The sequence below is a fragment of the Citrobacter sp. MGH104 genome (assembly GCF_001034485.1).
Taxonomy (GTDB): domain Bacteria; phylum Pseudomonadota; class Gammaproteobacteria; order Enterobacterales; family Enterobacteriaceae; genus Citrobacter; species Citrobacter freundii.
The window spans coordinates 27,940-43,907 of sequence record NZ_KQ089819.1 but is presented as its reverse complement, the minus strand read 5'-3'; the positions used below and the strand labels follow the sequence as shown (position 1 = coordinate 43,907).

At 52.1% G+C, this 15,968-nt stretch carries 14 protein-coding genes; 8 read left to right on the top strand and 6 right to left on the bottom strand.

Annotated features, from left to right (window positions below; all coding sequences use genetic code 11):
- Positions 1-37: 37 nt before the first annotated feature.
- Both btuF and mtnN read right to left on the bottom strand, forming a co-directional pair.
- Positions 38-838 carry a vitamin B12 ABC transporter substrate-binding protein BtuF gene (gene btuF, locus SK34_RS18635; protein ID WP_003845800.1) on the bottom strand — a complete coding sequence of 267 codons (801 nt, stop codon included), beginning with the start codon at positions 836-838 and terminating at the stop codon, positions 38-40.
- The gene (mtnN, locus tag SK34_RS18630; RefSeq protein ID WP_003018572.1) at positions 831-1,529 is read right to left on the bottom strand and encodes a 5'-methylthioadenosine/S-adenosylhomocysteine nucleosidase; all 699 of its coding nucleotides are present in this window, start codon (positions 1,527-1,529) and stop codon (positions 831-833) included. The genes btuF and mtnN overlap by 8 nt, the downstream gene beginning before the upstream one ends.
- An 83-nt stretch (positions 1,530-1,612) precedes the next feature.
- Between mtnN and dgt the strand changes: the two genes are divergently transcribed.
- The 3 genes from dgt to cdaR all read left to right on the top strand — a co-directional run bounded on the left by dgt (position 1,613) and on the right by cdaR (position 5,998).
- Positions 1,613-3,130: a dGTPase gene (gene dgt, locus SK34_RS18625; RefSeq protein WP_003845805.1), complete on the top strand. Its 1,518-nt coding sequence runs from the start codon at positions 1,613-1,615 to the stop codon at positions 3,128-3,130.
- A 129-nt stretch (positions 3,131-3,259) separates the two neighbouring features.
- Positions 3,260-4,693, top strand: coding sequence for a serine endoprotease DegP (gene degP / locus SK34_RS18620; protein WP_003018567.1), 1,434 nt, complete (start codon positions 3,260-3,262; stop codon positions 4,691-4,693).
- Between the two features lie 147 nt (positions 4,694-4,840).
- Entirely contained in the window at positions 4,841-5,998 is a 1,158-nt protein-coding gene (gene cdaR / locus SK34_RS18615; RefSeq protein WP_003018564.1) for a DNA-binding transcriptional regulator CdaR, read from the top strand.
- Positions 5,999-6,085: 87 nt separating this feature from the next.
- Here cdaR and SK34_RS18610 read toward each other — a convergent pair whose 3' ends face one another.
- The 4 genes from SK34_RS18610 to map form a co-directional block, all read right to left on the bottom strand.
- Positions 6,086-6,472: a DUF3461 family protein gene (locus SK34_RS18610; RefSeq protein ID WP_003018562.1), complete on the bottom strand. Its 387-nt coding sequence runs from the start codon at positions 6,470-6,472 to the stop codon at positions 6,086-6,088.
- A gap of 109 nt (positions 6,473-6,581) precedes the next feature.
- Positions 6,582-7,406, bottom strand: a complete 825-nt coding sequence (gene dapD, locus SK34_RS18605; RefSeq protein ID WP_003837532.1) for a 2,3,4,5-tetrahydropyridine-2,6-dicarboxylate N-succinyltransferase — start codon at positions 7,404-7,406, stop codon at positions 6,582-6,584.
- Positions 7,407-7,437: 31 nt separating this feature from the next.
- Complete coding sequence (glnD, locus tag SK34_RS18600; RefSeq protein ID WP_003837534.1) at positions 7,438-10,110, bottom strand: bifunctional uridylyltransferase/uridylyl-removing protein GlnD; 2,673 nt, start codon at positions 10,108-10,110, stop codon at positions 7,438-7,440.
- Between the two features lie 113 nt (positions 10,111-10,223).
- Positions 10,224-11,018 carry a type I methionyl aminopeptidase gene (gene map / locus SK34_RS18595; RefSeq protein ID WP_003018555.1) on the bottom strand — a complete coding sequence of 265 codons (795 nt, stop codon included), beginning with the start codon at positions 11,016-11,018 and terminating at the stop codon, positions 10,224-10,226.
- 324 nt (positions 11,019-11,342) lie between these two features.
- Here map and rpsB point away from each other — a divergent pair, with 324 nt between their 5' ends.
- The 5 genes from rpsB to ispC all read left to right on the top strand — a co-directional run bounded on the left by rpsB (position 11,343) and on the right by ispC (position 15,931).
- Entirely contained in the window at positions 11,343-12,068 is a 726-nt protein-coding gene (gene rpsB / locus SK34_RS18590; protein ID WP_003018553.1) for a 30S ribosomal protein S2, read from the top strand.
- A 136-nt stretch (positions 12,069-12,204) separates the two neighbouring features.
- Positions 12,205-13,056, top strand: coding sequence for a translation elongation factor Ts (tsf, locus tag SK34_RS18585; RefSeq protein ID WP_003018551.1), 852 nt, complete (start codon positions 12,205-12,207; stop codon positions 13,054-13,056).
- A 145-nt stretch (positions 13,057-13,201) separates the two neighbouring features.
- Positions 13,202-13,927 carry a UMP kinase gene (gene pyrH / locus SK34_RS18580; RefSeq protein ID WP_003018549.1) on the top strand — a complete coding sequence of 242 codons (726 nt, stop codon included), beginning with the start codon at positions 13,202-13,204 and terminating at the stop codon, positions 13,925-13,927.
- Positions 13,928-14,066: 139 nt separating this feature from the next.
- The gene (gene frr / locus SK34_RS18575) at positions 14,067-14,624 is read left to right on the top strand and encodes a ribosome recycling factor (RefSeq protein WP_003018547.1); all 558 of its coding nucleotides are present in this window, start codon (positions 14,067-14,069) and stop codon (positions 14,622-14,624) included.
- Between the two features lie 110 nt (positions 14,625-14,734).
- Positions 14,735-15,931: a 1-deoxy-D-xylulose-5-phosphate reductoisomerase gene (ispC, locus tag SK34_RS18570; protein WP_048233869.1), complete on the top strand. Its 1,197-nt coding sequence runs from the start codon at positions 14,735-14,737 to the stop codon at positions 15,929-15,931.
- Positions 15,932-15,968 lie beyond the last annotated feature (37 nt).

Here is a 15,968-nt window from a genome sequence, read left to right as displayed (position 1 = left end):
TTTTAAATCCTCACAACAGACCTGGTGGGGGCAGGCGCTAATTTATCTGTGAAAGCGCATTACAGAGTTGTTTTGCGGCGAGGATAATACGCGGGCTCGCGCGTTCGAACCAGTCACTATTAAGTGTAATAACGGGTATTTTTAGCTGGTTTCCCCAGTATTGCTCAATTTTCAGAGTTTCGCCCGGACCGCCGGTTGCAACAATAGCCTGGGGGGCTCGTGCCAGGACCTGCTCACGGCTAACCTGCGGCCAGGGAACCCGGCTACCGGCAAAGATGTTTTCTCCGCCGCATACCTCAAGAACTTCGTGCTGAATAGAACCTTTTCCACTGGTAAACAGAGGATTGGCACCAAACTGGAGAAACACGCGTTTTTTCGGTTTGTTGGCATACTGAGATTTAAGTAAAGCATAGTCATCAAGCATGGTTTGCGCCGCCTGTTTAGCTTGTTCAGGCTTGGGGCTCCACGCAGCCAACTGGCGTAGCGCATCGGCAACCTGCTCAATGGTAACGGCGTCCACCCAGATGACCTTAATTCCCAGGGAGGTCAGTTGATTCACCTGCCGCTCAGCATTTCCCCCGCGCCAGGCGATGACCAAATCAGGCTTCAGCGCCACAATACGCTCAAGATTCATACCTTGCCATGTTGAGACCTCTTCAATATTTTTGGCTTCTGGCGGGTAGTTTGAGTAGCTGCTGACGCCAACTGGGGTAATGCCTGCGGCAAAAGCGAGTTCGGTATTGGCAGGAGAAAGCGTTACAACACGCGGTGCGGCGTAAAGGAACGCCGGGAGAGTGAAAAGCAGGGCGACCAGCGCCCTGGAGAATAATTTAGCCATGCGCCAGTTTCTGCACCAGCGTTTCAACCATCAGGCTTGACTGCTTCGCGGCAACCACCAGGAATTCGTCAAAGCTGAGATGGGACTGCTGATCGGCAACGTCAGAGATAGCGCGAACCACGACAAATGGCACCTTAAAGTTGTGGCAAACGTGCGCAATTGCGGTCGCTTCCATCTCAACGGCAATCGCCTGCGGGAAGTTATGCTTAATTTTAGCCAGCCCCACGGAACCATTAATGAATGCATCGCCGCTGACGATAAGTCCGCGAACAGCGTTCAGATTGAGTTCGGCGATGCAAGATTCTGCGGCTGCAATCAACGCAGGATCGGCTTTAAAACCAGCCGGGCAACCCGGTAGCTGACCAAATTCATAACCAAAGGCAGTGACGTCGGCGTCGTGATAGCGCGCTTCATCAGAAACTACGATATCGCCGACTTTCAGCGTAGAGGCCAGGCCGCCCGCGGAACCGGTATTAATGATGGCGTCCGGCTTGCAGCGTTCAAGCAGCAGCGTAGCGCCGAGCGCCGCAGCCACTTTACCGATACCTGATTTCAGAAGCGCAACCTCAGTACCGTTCAGTTGGCCGGTGTAAATTTCACAACCGCCGAGCGTGATGGTCTGACGGTTTTCGATTTTGTCACGCAGCAGCGTAACTTCTTCTTCCATTGCACCAATGATGCCGATTTTCATAGATTTACTCGCGATAAGCCAGATTTGAGGGCATAGTCTATCATGCGCTTAAGGGGTAGCGCATTTCTCAGGCGGGAGAGGATATGGTACAGATCGATTTCCGAAAAAAAATAAACTGGCATCGCCGTTACCGTTCGCCGCAGGGCGTGAAGACGGAGCATGAGATCCTGCGAATTTTTGAAAGCGATCGTGGACGTATTATCAATTCTCCGGCTATTCGCCGGCTGCAACAAAAAACCCAGGTCTTTCCGCTGGAGCGTAATGCAGCGGTGCGTACGCGTCTGACGCACTCGATGGAAGTGCAGCAGGTTGGGCGCTATATCGCGAAAGAGATCCTCAGCCGACTGAAAGAGCTAAAGCTGCTGGAGCAGTATGGTCTGGATGAACTGACGGGACCGTTTGAGAGTATTGTCGAAATGTCGTGCCTGATGCATGACATCGGTAATCCGCCGTTTGGTCATTTTGGCGAAGCGGCGATTAATGACTGGTTTCGCCAGCGGTTGTATCCCGCCGACGCGGAAAGTCAGCCTCTGAGTGATGACCGCTGCCAGGTGACGGCATTACGTTTGCGTGAAGGTGAAGAGTCGCTGAATGATATTCGCCGCAAGGTACGCCAGGACTTGTGTCATTTTGAAGGCAATGCGCAGGGTATTCGTCTGGTGCATACTTTGATGCGTATGAACCTTACCTGGGCGCAGGTTGGCGGTATTTTAAAATATACCCGTCCGGCATGGTGGCGCGGCAGTGCACCCGAGACGCACAACTATTTAATGAAGAAGCCTGGTTATTACCTTTCCGAGGAACCGTATATTGAGCGGTTACGTAAAGAATTATCATTAGCACCTTACAGTCGTTTTCCATTAACCTGGATTATGGAAGCTGCCGATGATATCTCATATTGCGTGGCCGACCTGGAAGATGCCGTTGAGAAAAGAATCTTTAGCGTCGAGCAACTTTACCATCATCTGCATGAAGCGTGGGGGCATCACGAAAAAGGCTCTCTGTTTAGTCAGGTTGTTGAGAACGCCTGGGAAAAATCACGTTCAAATACATTAAGCCGCAGCACCGAAGATCAGTTCTTTATGTATTTACGCGTCAATACGCTGAATAAACTGGTTCCGTATGCGGCCCAGCGGTTTATTGATAATTTGCCGCAGATTTATGAAGGCAGCTTTAATCATGCGCTGTTAGAAGATGCCAGTAGCTTCAGCCAGTTACTGGGCGTTTATAAGAATGTGGCGGTAAAACATGTGTTTAGCCATCCGGATGTTGAGCAACTGGAATTACAGGGCTATCGGGTGATCAGCGGGTTGCTGGAGATCTATCAACCGTTATTGAAAATGTCTCAGTCAGATTTTACTGAACTGGTCGACAATGAAAGAGTAAAACGTTTTCCTATCGAGTCGCGTTTATTTCAGAAGTTGTCTACCCGCCATCGTCTTGCGTATGTTGAGGCGGTTAGTAAAATATCGACGGAGTGCGCTGAGTATTCGGTTCTGGAATATTATTATCGCTGCCGGTTGATCCAGGATTATATCAGCGGGATGACAGATTTGTATGCCTGGGATGAATATCGTCGCTTGATGGCCGTAGAACAATAAATACTCATTTGTAAAGACGGCCAATAAAATTTTACTTTTTCCTTAAACTCAATTCTGGAACTTAGCGTTATAAAACGACTCTGACGTATACAGCAATTTTGCGTTACCTGTTAATCGAGAACGAAACACATGAAAAAAACCACATTAGCAATGAGTGCACTGGCTCTGAGTTTAGGTTTGGCGTTGTCCCCCCTGTCTGCAACTGCGGCTGAGACGTCGTCTTCAGCAATGACCGCCCAACAGATGCCAAGCCTGGCCCCGATGCTCGAAAAAGTGATGCCATCGGTGGTAAGTATTAACGTCGAGGGGAGCACGACGGTGAATACGCCGCGTATGCCGCGTAATTTCCAGCAGTTCTTTGGTGATAATTCACCGTTCTGCCAGGACGGATCTCCGTTCCAGAGTTCACCGTTCTGCCAGGGCGGCGCACCGGGCGCTGGTAACGGCGGCGGCCAGCAGCAGAAATTTATGGCGCTGGGTTCCGGCGTAATTATTGATGCTGCGAAAGGGTATGTCGTGACCAACAACCACGTGGTGGATAACGCTACGGTAATTAAGGTTCAGTTGAGCGATGGCCGTAAATTTGACGCGAAGATCGTGGGCAAAGATCCACGCTCCGATATCGCGCTGATCCAAATTCAGGATCCGAAAAACCTGACGGCGATTAAGCTGGCAGACTCCGACGCGCTGCGCGTGGGGGATTACACCGTAGCAATCGGTAACCCGTTTGGCCTCGGTGAGACCGTGACCTCCGGCATCGTTTCTGCTCTGGGCCGTAGCGGCCTGAATGCGGAGAACTATGAAAACTTTATTCAGACGGATGCTGCGATCAACCGGGGTAACTCCGGTGGCGCGCTGGTCAATCTGAACGGTGAGCTGATCGGCATTAACACCGCGATCCTCGCGCCGGACGGCGGTAACATCGGTATCGGTTTTGCAATCCCAAGCAACATGGTGAAAAACCTGACTTCGCAGATGGTTGAGTTTGGTCAGGTTAAACGTGGTGAGCTGGGTATTATGGGGACCGAACTGAGCTCTGAGCTGGCGAAAGCGATGAAAGTTGACGCTCAGCGTGGCGCATTCGTCAGCCAGGTAATGCCGAACTCTTCCGCAGCGAAAGCCGGTATTAAAGCCGGGGATGTGATTACCTCCCTGAACGGCAAACCAATCAGCAGCTTCGCCGCTCTGCGTGCGCAGGTGGGGACGATGCCGGTCGGCAGCAAAATCACCCTGGGTCTGCTGCGTGACGGTAAGCCGGTCACCGTGAACCTGGAATTGCAGCAGAGCAGCCAGACTCAGGTTGATTCCAGCTCTATCTTCAAAGGCATTGAAGGTGCCGATATGAGCAACAAAGGCCAGGATAAAGGTGTCGTGGTAAGCGACGTGAAACCGAATTCTCCGGCTGCACAGATCGGCCTGAAGAAAGGGGATGTGATTATCGGTGCGAATCAGCAGCCGGTGAAAAACATCGCCGAATTGCGCAAAATCCTCGACAGCAAACCCGCTGTGCTGGCGCTGAACATTCAGCGTGGCGACAGCTCCATCTATCTGTTGATGCAGTAATCTCCCTCAACCCCTTCCTGTACAGGAAGGGGTTCTTTTTGTGATACCTCCCACAACTCCATATTTCTCCCTTCCGCTTTGTGCATTTGCACAATGTCGCCGCTTATTATCTTCCCTATGCTTGAGCTCTGCTCACAGGAGGGGTTTATGGCTGGCTGGCATCTTGATACCAAAATGGCGCAGGATATCGTGGCGCGAACCATGCGCATCATTGATACCAATATCAACGTAATGGATGCCCGTGGGCGGATCATTGGCAGTGGCGATCGCGAACGCATTGGTGAATTGCACGAAGGTGCGCTGCTGGTGCTTTCGCAGGGCCGGGTGGTGGACATTGACGATGCAGTGGCGAGGCATTTGCACGGCGTGCGTCAGGGGATAAACCTGCCGTTGCGTCTGGAAGGCGAAATCGTTGGCGTTATCGGGCTTACCGGTGAACCGGAACATCTACGTAAATACGGCGAGCTGGTGTGCATGACAGCCGAAATGATGCTGGAGCAGTCGCGCCTGATGCATCTGTTAGCGCAGGATAGCCGCCTGCGTGAAGAGCTGGTGATGAATCTGATTCAGGCGGAAGAGAATACCCCGGCGCTGATGGAGTGGGCGCAACGTTTAGGCATTGATTTGAACCAGCCGCGCGTGGTGGCAGTGGTAGAGGTTGATAGTGGCCAGCTTGGCGTTGACAGCGCGATGGCGGAGCTACAGCAATTGCAGAACGCGTTGACTACGCCTGAACGTAATAATCTGATTGCGATTGTTTCCCTGACCGAGATGGTGGTGCTGAAACCGGCGCTCAATCAGTTTGGTCGCTGGGACGCGGAAGATCACCGCAAGCGTGTTGAGCAGCTCATTGCTCGCATGAAAGAGAACGGACAGCTGCGTTTTCGCGTGTCGCTGGGCAACTATTTTACCGGGCCAGGCAGTATTGCCCGTTCGTATCGTACGGCGCGCACGACCATGATGGTCGGCAAGCAACGGATGCCGGAAAGCCGTAGCTATTTCTACCAGGATTTGATGCTGCCAGTTCTGCTGGACAGCCTGCGCGGCGGCTGGCAGGCCAACGAGCTGGCGCGTCCGCTGGTACGGCTGAAAGCAATGGATAACAACGGCTTACTGCGTCGAACATTAGCGGCGTGGTTTCGGCATAACGTTCAGCCGCTGGCGACCTCAAAAGCGTTATTTATCCACCGTAATACGCTGGAATATCGCCTGAACCGAATTTCAGAGCTGACCGGGCTGGATTTAGGGAATTTTGACGACCGACTGCTGCTGTATGTCGCGCTACAACTGGATGAGCAGCATTAATTCCTTGTCTGTTGGCGCTACGCTTATCAGGTAAAATGCCGGGGGGCGACTTCGCCTTACCCGGCCTACGAACACATTCACTCGCGGTTATTTACGCGTTAGTTTTTCCAGATCGGCTTCAATTTCGCTGATCTTGTTGGTCACGACGCTTTCCAGATGACGTAAATCATCAAGGATCTTGCGTTTAAGATCGACTTCGCTGCGATCGCGCTGGCAGATCTGATCCAGTTCGTCGATCACATAGCGCAGGTTGGGACTGATCTCCTGCACTTCTTTGTAACCCTGGCCGACGCCATCGGCGACAACCGTTTTACGCTGACGGGGATATTTGAACTTCACGCTCTTGGCAAAAAACTCGCCTTTATCCTTCTGGAAATAGATTTTCAGGATATCGTTGTTGGCTTCTTGCCGCAGGCTGTAACGATCGATTTCTTCAGGATTAGTAATGCCCAGACTTTTCAGATTGTCATACATAGCGGTACCCTTAAGCTCACCATAACCATTGAATAATTAACGAAAAGCCTTGTTTATGCCACTCGCAGATGTAAAAAAAGCGGGCTAAGCCCGCTTTTTCAAATCACTGTTAGTCGATGGTGCGTAACAGTTCGTTGATTCCTACTTTGCCACGCGTTTTGGCATCGACTTTCTTCACAATCACCGCGCAGTACAGGCTGTATTTGCCATCTTTCGACGGCAGGTTGCCGGAGACAACCACAGAGCCCGCCGGAACGCGACCATAATGCACTTCGCCGGTTTCACGATCGTAAATACGGGTGCTCTGACCAATGTACACGCCCATAGAGATAACAGAGCCTTCTTCGACGATCACGCCTTCAACCACCTCAGAACGTGCGCCGATGAAGCAGTTGTCTTCGATGATGGTCGGGTTAGCCTGTAACGGCTCCAGTACGCCACCGATGCCAACGCCGCCGGACAGGTGAACGTTTTTACCAATTTGCGCGCAGGAACCCACGGTCGCCCAGGTATCAACCATCGTACCTTCATCCACATAAGCGCCGATGTTCACGTAAGACGGCATCAGCACGGTGTTACGGGCGATAAACGCACCCTGGCGTACGGCCGCTGGCGGAACCACGCGGAAACCTTCTTTCTGGAAGCGTGCTTCGTCGTAGTTGGCGAATTTCATCGGCACTTTATCGAAGTAACGACTTTCCGCACCCTCGATAACCTGATTATCGTTAATACGGAAAGAGAGCAGGACCGCCTTTTTCAGCCACTGATGCGTGACCCACTGACCCTCAATCTTTTCTGCGACGCGCAGTGCACCGGAATCCAGTAAAGCAATAACCTGATTCACCGCTTCGCGGGTTACGGTATCTACATTTGCCGGAGTAATGTCGGCACGGCGCTCGAAAGCGGACTCAATAACGTTCTGTAACTGCTGCATTGTTAAACTCTTTCCATAATAAATAAAAACATCACCCTTTATCGTTTGGATTGAGGGCCTCTGTCAACCGTTGATGCACTTCCTGCTGCAGCTCATTATTAAGGGCGCGCCGGTCGGCGGTGGCGATTATGAATAAATCTTCTACTCGCTCGCCAATGGTTGTAATTCGGGCGCCATGCAGCGAAATTCCCAGATCGGCAAAAATCTGCCCGACCCGCGCCAGCAGTCCAGGCTGGTCGAGAGCGATAAGCTCAAGGAATGATTTTCGGTCGGTGTGGGTCGGCAGGAAAGTAACCTCGGTATCGACGGTAAAGTGGCGTAATTTTGCCGGCTGACGACGTGGTTGCGGTGGCTGCCAGCTGCGCTGCGTGATCGCCTGTTCCAGTCCAAAACGGATCGCTTCGTGTCGGTCTGAAGACAGCGGGCTGCCGTCCGGTTCCAGCACGATGAACGTATCCATCGCCATCCCATCGCGGGTAGTGAAAATCTGCGCATCGTGGACGCTTAGATTGCGCCTGTCCAGTTCGGCGCAGACGGCGGCAAACAGGTAAGGGCGATCGGGGCTCCAGATAAAAATTTCCGTTCCGCCGCGCGTGGCCTGCGGGCTGAGCAGGATTAGCGGCTTACTGAGATCGTGCTGCAGCAGATGACGCGCATGCCAGGCCAGTTGATTTGGGCTGTGGCGCACGAAATAGTTGGCGCGACAGCGCGACCAGATGTGGTGCAGCGCTTCTTCATCAATGTTGTCCATACGCAGTAGCGCCAGTGCCTGAAGCTGATGATGGCGAACGCGTTCGCGCATATCTGGCGTGTTTTGCATCCCACGACGTAGTTGTTTTTCCGTCGCAAAGTACAGCTCGCGCAGCAGACTTTGCTTCCAGCTATTCCACAGCGTTTCGTTAGTAGCGCAAATATCCGCGACGGTCAGGCACACTAAAAAGCGCAGACGATGTTCCGTTTGTACTTCTTCAGCGAATTGCTTGATCACTTCCGGATCCTGAATATCACGGCGCTGAGCGGTCACCGACATCAGCAAATGCTGACGCACCAGCCAGACGATCAGCTGCGTTTCACGTGAGTTCAGACCGTGCAGTTCGGCGAATTTGAGCACGTCCTGGGCGCCGAGAACCGAGTGATCGCCGCCGCGACCTTTGGCGATATCGTGGAACAGCGCGGCAATCAGAATTAGCTCCGGCTGTCGCAAGCGCGGCCACAGATCCACGCACAGCGGATGGCGCGGACGGGTCTCTTCGTTAGCAAAACTCTCCAGCTTGAGCATCACACGGATAGTGTGCTCATCCACCGTATAGGCATGAAACAGGTCAAACTGCATTTGGCCGACAATGTGCGACCATTGCGGCATATAGGCCCACAAAACGCTGTGCCGATGCATCGGCAGCAGGCCGCGACTCACCGCGCCCGGATGGCGCAACATACTGAGAAACAGCGAACGCGCTTCCGGAATGTAGCAGAGTGGCTGGGTTAAATGACGGCGGGCATGACGCAAATGGCGCAGCGTGGTGGAGTAAATCCCGCTGATCGCGCTGTTACGTACCATGATGTAGAACATCCGCAATATCGCTTCGGGTTTACGGATAAACAGGTCGTCGTTGCGCAGATCGATCAATGTGCCGCGCAGTTGAAAGTCGTCATCAATCGGGCGCGGTTTTTCATCGGCTGGCAGGGCGAGGATCGCTTCGTCGAACAGTTGCAACAGCATATGGTTCAGTTCGCTGACCCGTCGCGTGACCCGGAAATAGTCTTTCATCATCCGCTCGATCGGCTCGTTGCCTTCGCCGCCGTAGTTTAGCCGTTGCGCCACGCTGAGTTGGCGGTCAAACAGCAGGCGGTTGTCGTAACGACTAACGACCAGATGCAGGGCGAAGCGAATCCGCCACAGGATATGCAAACATTCATTCAGTTCGGCGCGTTCTGCTAGCGTCAAAAAGCCGAAGCCGACCATTTCGTCCAGCGAGGTGGCGCCAAAATGGCGACGGGCCACCCATTGCAGAGTATGGATATCGCGCAGGCCGCCGGGACTGCTTTTGATATCCGGCTCCAGGTTGTAGCTGGTGCCGTGATAACGCTGGTGGCGCTGATTTTGCTCTTCCACTTTGGCGGCGTAAAATTTATCGGACGGCCAGAAACCTTCGCTAAAAATATGCTTTTGCAGCTCAAGAAATAACGCCACATCGCCGATAAGCAGGCGTGTTTCAATCAGGTTAGTGGCGACGGTTAAATCTGATAATCCTTCCAGCAGACACTCTTCCAGCGTACGCACGCTGTGCCCAACCTCCAGCCTCACGTCCCATAGCAGCGTTAACAGCTCACCGACTTTTTCTGCCTGCGAATCAGGTAGCTTTTTACGACTGAGGATTAGCAGGTCAATATCGGAGAGCGGATGCAGTTCGCCGCGCCCGTAGCCGCCAACGGCAACCAGCGCCAGGTCGGCAATTTGACCGAAACCGGCTTCAATCCACAGGCGCTGAAGCAACTGATCAATAAATTCGGTGCGGGCCTCAATGAGCTGTTCTGCGGAAATTCCACTGTCAAACGCTTCGCCTAACCAGCTCTGGAAGGTGTCGATATGCGCTTTAATACCGGTGCAGTTGAGGTCGTGTTGTGGCCATGTCCCTGGGTTTTGTGGCTGGCCAGGCAGGGTGGGGAGGGCAGTATTTGCGTGCTGTTCAGGAAGAGTATTCATTATGCGCCACCCATTAAAAAGCCGGATGATGGCGTGAACGCCTTACCCGGCCTACTAAGTAGTACAATTTGTAGGCCTGATAAGATGCGAATGCATCGCCATCAGGCAAAACATTATTCGCCGTGTGTGATGATCGCCGGGATGGTGTCATCCTTGCGTAACGTCAGAATCTCACAGCCGTTTTCCGTCACTACAATAGTATGCTCGTACTGTGCAGACAAGCTCCGGTCTTTGGTTTTCACCGTCCAGCCGTCTTTCATGGTGCGGATGCGGTAATCACCGGCATTCAGCATCGGTTCTACGGTGAACGTCATGCCCGGCTGCAGTACCACACCGCCGTCGTCTGCATCGTAGTGCAGAACCTGCGGCTCTTCATGGAAGCCGCGACCGATACCGTGACCGCAGTATTCACGAACGACAGAGAAACCTTCACCTTCCGCGTATTTCTGAATTGCAGCGCCCAGCGTGCGCAGGCGAATGCCCGGTTTCACCATCCGCAGCGCCAGATACAGGCTTTCCTGCGTGACGCGGCACAGACGCTCGCCCAGAATAGTAGGTTTGCCGACGATAAACATTTTCGAGGTGTCGCCGTGGTACTCGTCTTTAATCACAGTCACATCGATGTTGACGATATCGCCGTCTTTCAGAAGTTTGGCGTCGTCCGGGATCCCGTGGCACACCACTTCATTAATAGAGATACACACGGACTTCGGATAGCCGTGGTAACCCAGGCAGGCGGAAATGGCCTGCTGCTCATTCACGATATAGTCATTACAGATACGATCCAGCTCGCCGGTGCTGACGCCCGGTTTAACAAACGGTTCGATCATTTCCAGTACATCAGCGGCCAGGCGGCCAGCGACGCGCATTTTTTCGATTTCTTCAGGGGTCTTGATTGAGATAGCCATGAATTCTGTCCATCAGTGCCGATGATATCGGCAATAATTGTTTAAGTGCTGCCAATGGTATCAGTCCCGCATACGTGCTGCCAAATTGAGAATCATTAACAGCACACAGTGCCAACAATTATTGGTGTCTATGGCGTATTTGTGGTATAAAGCGCGCCGGACTTCCGATCCATTCGAAGACTACACACGATGGACGGGAGCGACAAATCTCACTTTGTGTAACAACACACACGTATCGGCACATATTCCGGGGTGCCCTTTGGGGTCGGTAATATGGGATGCGTGGAGGCTTAACCCCAACTTTTATATATAGAGGTTTTAATCATGGCAACTGTTTCCATGCGCGACATGCTCAAGGCTGGTGTTCACTTCGGTCACCAGACCCGTTACTGGAACCCGAAAATGAAGCCGTTCATCTTCGGTGCGCGTAACAAAGTTCACATCATCAACCTTGAGAAAACTGTACCGATGTTCAACGAAGCTCTGGCTGAACTGAACAAGATCTCTGCTCGTAAAGGTAAAATCCTTTTCGTTGGTACTAAACGCGCTGCAAGCGAAGCGGTGAAAGAAGCTGCTAACAGCTGCGACCAGTTCTTCGTGAACCATCGCTGGCTGGGCGGTATGCTGACTAACTGGAAAACCGTTCGTCAGTCCATCAAACGTCTGAAAGATCTGGAAACTCAGTCTCAGGACGGTACTTTCGAAAAGCTGACCAAGAAAGAAGCGCTGATGCGTACTCGTGAGCTTGAGAAACTGGAAAACAGCCTGGGCGGTATCAAAGACATGGGCGGTCTGCCGGACGCTCTGTTCGTAATCGATGCTGACCACGAGCACATTGCTATCAAAGAAGCAAACAACCTGGGTATCCCAGTATTTGCAATCGTTGATACCAACTCTGATCCGGACGGTGTTGACTTCGTTATCCCGGGTAACGACGACGCAATCCGTGCTGTGACCCTGTACCTGGGCGCTGTAGCTACTACCGTTCGTGAAGGCCGTTCTCAGGATCTGGCTTCCCAGGCGGAAGAAAGCTTCGTAGAAGCTGAATAATAAGGCACGCTCGTTAGAGCCCTTATAGACCAGGTAGTATCACGTTTGGTTAGGGGGCCTGTATATGGCCCCCTTTTTCACTTTTAAATCTGTGCGGTTTCATGCCGGGCAGATCAAATCTTCCGAGGATTTTAGAATGGCTGAAATTACCGCATCCCTGGTAAAAGAGCTGCGTGAGCGTACTGGCGCAGGCATGATGGATTGCAAAAAAGCACTGACTGAAGCTAATGGCGACATCGAGCTGGCAATCGAAAACATGCGTAAGTCCGGTGCAATCAAAGCGGCGAAAAAAGCAGGCAACGTTGCTGCTGACGGCGTAATCAAAACCAAAATCGACGGCAACATCGCTTTCATTCTGGAAGTTAACTGCCAGACTGACTTCGTTGCTAAAGATGCTGGTTTCCAGGCATTTGCTGACAAAGTACTGGACGCTGCCGTTGCTGGCAAAATCACTGACGTTGAAGTTCTGAAAGCACAGTTCGAAGAAGAACGTGTTGCTCTGGTTGCTAAAATCGGTGAGAACATCAACATCCGTCGCGTTGCTTCCCTGGAAGGCGAAGTTCTGGGTAACTACCAGCATGGTGCTCGTATCGGTGTTCTGGTTGCTGCAACTGGCGCTGACGAAGAACTGGTTAAACAGCTGGCAATGCACGTTGCTGCAAGCAAACCAGAATTCGTTAAGCCGGAAGACGTTTCCGCTGAAGTGGTAGAAAAAGAATACCAGGTTCAGCTGGACATCGCTATGCAGTCTGGCAAGCCGAAAGAAATCGCAGAGAAAATGGTTGAAGGCCGCATGAAGAAATTCACCGGCGAAGTTTCTCTGACCGGTCAGCCTTTCGTCATGGAACCGAGCAAATCTGTTGGTCAGCTGCTGAAAGAGCATAACGCTGACGTAACAGGCTTCATCCGCTTTGAAGTGGGTGAAGGCATCGAGAAAGTTGAGACTGACTTTGCAGCAGAAGTTGCTGCGATGTCCAAGCAGTCTTAATTTTGAAAGGAGCCGCCTGAGGGCGGCTTCTTTTTGTGTCTGGCTTGTAAATTCAGCGAACCGCTATAGTGGTCCTGCTGAAAAGCGACATACAATGTCGCCGGAATTAACTCATCTCATTCGTTGACAGTCTCAGGAAAGAAACATGGCTACCAATGCAAAACCCGTCTACAAACGTATTCTGCTTAAGTTAAGTGGCGAAGCTCTGCAAGGTTCAGAAGGCTTCGGTATTGATGCAAGCATCCTTGACCGTATGGCTCAGGAAATCAAAGAGCTGGTTGAGCTGGGTATTCAGGTTGGCGTAGTGATTGGTGGTGGTAACCTGTTCCGTGGCGCTGGTCTGGCGAAAGCAGGGATGAACCGCGTTGTGGGCGACCACATGGGCATGTTAGCCACCGTAATGAACGGTCTGGCGATGCGCGATGCGCTTCACCGCGCCTATGTGAACGCTCGCTTGATGTCCGCAATTCCTCTGAACGGCGTGTGTGATAACTACAGTTGGGCTGAAGCTATTAGCCTGCTGCGTAACAACCGCGTTGTTATTTTGTCTGCAGGTACCGGCAATCCGTTCTTCACCACCGATTCAGCAGCCTGCCTGCGTGGTATTGAAATTGAAGCGGATGTGGTACTGAAAGCCACTAAAGTCGATGGCGTATTTACTGCCGACCCGGCTAAAGATCCAACGGCGACCATGTACGAACAGTTGACCTACACTGAAGTACTGGATAAAGAGCTGAAAGTCATGGATCTGGCTGCGTTCACGCTGGCTCGTGACCACAAATTACCGATTCGTGTCTTTAACATGAACAAACCAGGTGCACTGCGCCGTGTTGTTATGGGTGAAAAAGAAGGCACGTTAATCACGGAATAATTCCCGTTGCGGCTAAATGCAGGTAATATTCCGCTTTAATGTCGCGGGATACGTCCCTCAAAATTAATCAAGACTATACTTGTCACATCTTGCGCGGCGGGTATGGTCTGACTGAAACAAGCTTTCAAGGATTCGTAACGTGATCAACGATATCAGAAAAGATGCTGAAGTACGCATGGACAAATGCGTCGAAGCGTTCAAAAACCAAATCAGCAAAATTCGCACGGGTCGTGCTTCTCCTAGCCTGCTGGATGGTATTGTCGTGGAATATTACGGCACACCGACTCCGCTGCGCCAACTGGCAAGCGTAACGGTTGAAGATTCCCGTACCCTGAAAATCAACGTGTTTGACCGTTCTATGGGGCCAGCCGTTGAGAAAGCCATCATGGCTTCCGACCTCGGTCTGAATCCAAGCTCTGCGGGTTCCGACATCCGCGTTCCGCTGCCGCCGCTGACTGAAGAACGTCGTAAAGATCTGACCAAGATCGTGCGTGGCGAAGCTGAAGGCGCGCGTGTTGCGGTACGTAATGTACGCCGCGATGCAAACGACAAAGTGAAAGCGTTGTTGAAAGAAAAAGAGATCAGCGAAGATGACGATCGCCGTTCTCAGGACGACGTACAGAAACTGACTGACGCTGCAATCAAGAAAGTTGATGCGGCGCTGGCAGAGAAAGAAGCGGAACTGATGCAGTTCTGATTCGCCTGTACGCTAAAAACGCCGCTTAGAAGGCCTGAGAAGGCTGGATGGCGGCGTTTTGCTTTTTTCTGTCTATATACCTTAAAGGGTAAAATTCTTCTGGATGTCTCATGAAGCAATTAACCATCCTGGGATCAACCGGTTCCATTGGTTGCAGTACGCTGGATGTAGTACGCCATAACCCGGAAAAATTTCGTGTTACTGCGTTGGTGGCGGGTAAAAATGTCGCCCGCATGGTAGAGCAATGCCTGGAGTTTTCTCCTCGCTATGCGGTAATGGACGATGAAAAAAGCGCTGCGTTGGTAAAAGCAGCTCTGCTGGAGCAGGGCAGTCGCACAGAGGTCATGAGCGGTCAGCAGGCTGCCTGTGATATGGCTGCGCTGGATGATGTTGATCAGGTCATGGCTGCAATTGTCGGCGCAGCGGGCTTATTGCCAACGCTGGCGGCAATTCGTGCGAGCAAAAGTATTTTACTGGCGAACAAAGAGTCTCTGGTGACCTGCGGTCGTCTGTTTATGGACGACGTGAAACGTCACAAAGCGCAGCTTTTGCCGGTAGATAGCGAGCATAACGCGATTTTTCAGAGTTTACCGCAACCTATCCAACACAATCTGGGATACGCTGACCTTGAGCAAAACGGCGTCATGTCAGTTCTGCTTACCGGGTCTGGTGGCCCATTCCGTGAAACGCCATTGCGCGATCTGGTCTCTATGACCCCCGATCAGGCATGTCGTCATCCGAATTGGTCGATGGGACGAAAAATCTCTGTCGATTCCGCCACCATGATGAACAAAGGTCTGGAATACATTGAAGCGCGTTGGTTATTTAATGCCAGTGCAAGCCAGATGGAAGTGCTGATTCACCCGCAGTCGGTTATTCATTCGATGGTCCGTTATCAGGATGGTAGTGTTCTGGCGCAGTTGGGTGAACCGGACATGCGTACACCTATTGCCCATACCATGGCATGGCCAGAACGAGTGACGTCCGGTGTTAAGCCTGTCGATTTTTGCAAACTCAGTGCGCTGACGTTTTCAGCACCTGATTACCAGCGTTATCCGTGCCTGAAGCTGGCGATGGACGCGTTTGAGCAAGGGCAGGCGGCGACGACTGCACTTAATGCCGCGAATGAAATTACCGTTGCCGCGTTTCTGGCGCAGCAGATCCGATTTACCGATATTGCTGACCTGAATTTATCCGTGCTGGATAAGATGGATTTGCAGGAGCCGCAGAGCGTTGATGACGTGCTGAAGGTTGATGCCATCGCGCGGGACGTCGCCAGAAAAGAAGTGATGCGACTCTCAAGCTGATGATAATCCCTCTACGGAGAATCGTGCTATTTGTTAG

What these genes read in the sequence shown, in the direction of transcription:
- rpsB (WP_003018553.1), top strand. Translation starts at nt 11,343, where the DNA reads ATGGCAACTGTTTCCATGCGCGACATGCTCAAGGCTGGTGTTCACTTC.
- dgt (WP_003845805.1), top strand. Translation starts at nt 1,613, where the DNA reads ATGGTACAGATCGATTTCCGAAAAAAAATAAACTGGCATCGCCGTTAC.
- dapD (WP_003837532.1), bottom strand. Translation starts at nt 7,406, where the DNA reads ATGCAGCAGTTACAGAACGTTATTGAGTCCGCTTTCGAGCGCCGTGCC.
- SK34_RS18610 (WP_003018562.1), bottom strand. Translation starts at nt 6,472, where the DNA reads ATGTATGACAATCTGAAAAGTCTGGGCATTACTAATCCTGAAGAAATC.
- pyrH (WP_003018549.1), top strand. Translation starts at nt 13,202, where the DNA reads ATGGCTACCAATGCAAAACCCGTCTACAAACGTATTCTGCTTAAGTTA.
- mtnN (WP_003018572.1), bottom strand. Translation starts at nt 1,529, where the DNA reads ATGAAAATCGGCATCATTGGTGCAATGGAAGAAGAAGTTACGCTGCTG.
- btuF (WP_003845800.1), bottom strand. Translation starts at nt 838, where the DNA reads ATGGCTAAATTATTCTCCAGGGCGCTGGTCGCCCTGCTTTTCACTCTC.
- map (WP_003018555.1), bottom strand. Translation starts at nt 11,018, where the DNA reads ATGGCTATCTCAATCAAGACCCCTGAAGAAATCGAAAAAATGCGCGTC.
- glnD (WP_003837534.1), bottom strand. Translation starts at nt 10,110, where the DNA reads ATGAATACTCTTCCTGAACAGCACGCAAATACTGCCCTCCCCACCCTG.
- cdaR (WP_003018564.1), top strand. Translation starts at nt 4,841, where the DNA reads ATGGCTGGCTGGCATCTTGATACCAAAATGGCGCAGGATATCGTGGCG.
- tsf (WP_003018551.1), top strand. Translation starts at nt 12,205, where the DNA reads ATGGCTGAAATTACCGCATCCCTGGTAAAAGAGCTGCGTGAGCGTACT.
- degP (WP_003018567.1), top strand. Translation starts at nt 3,260, where the DNA reads ATGAAAAAAACCACATTAGCAATGAGTGCACTGGCTCTGAGTTTAGGT.
- ispC (WP_048233869.1), top strand. Translation starts at nt 14,735, where the DNA reads ATGAAGCAATTAACCATCCTGGGATCAACCGGTTCCATTGGTTGCAGT.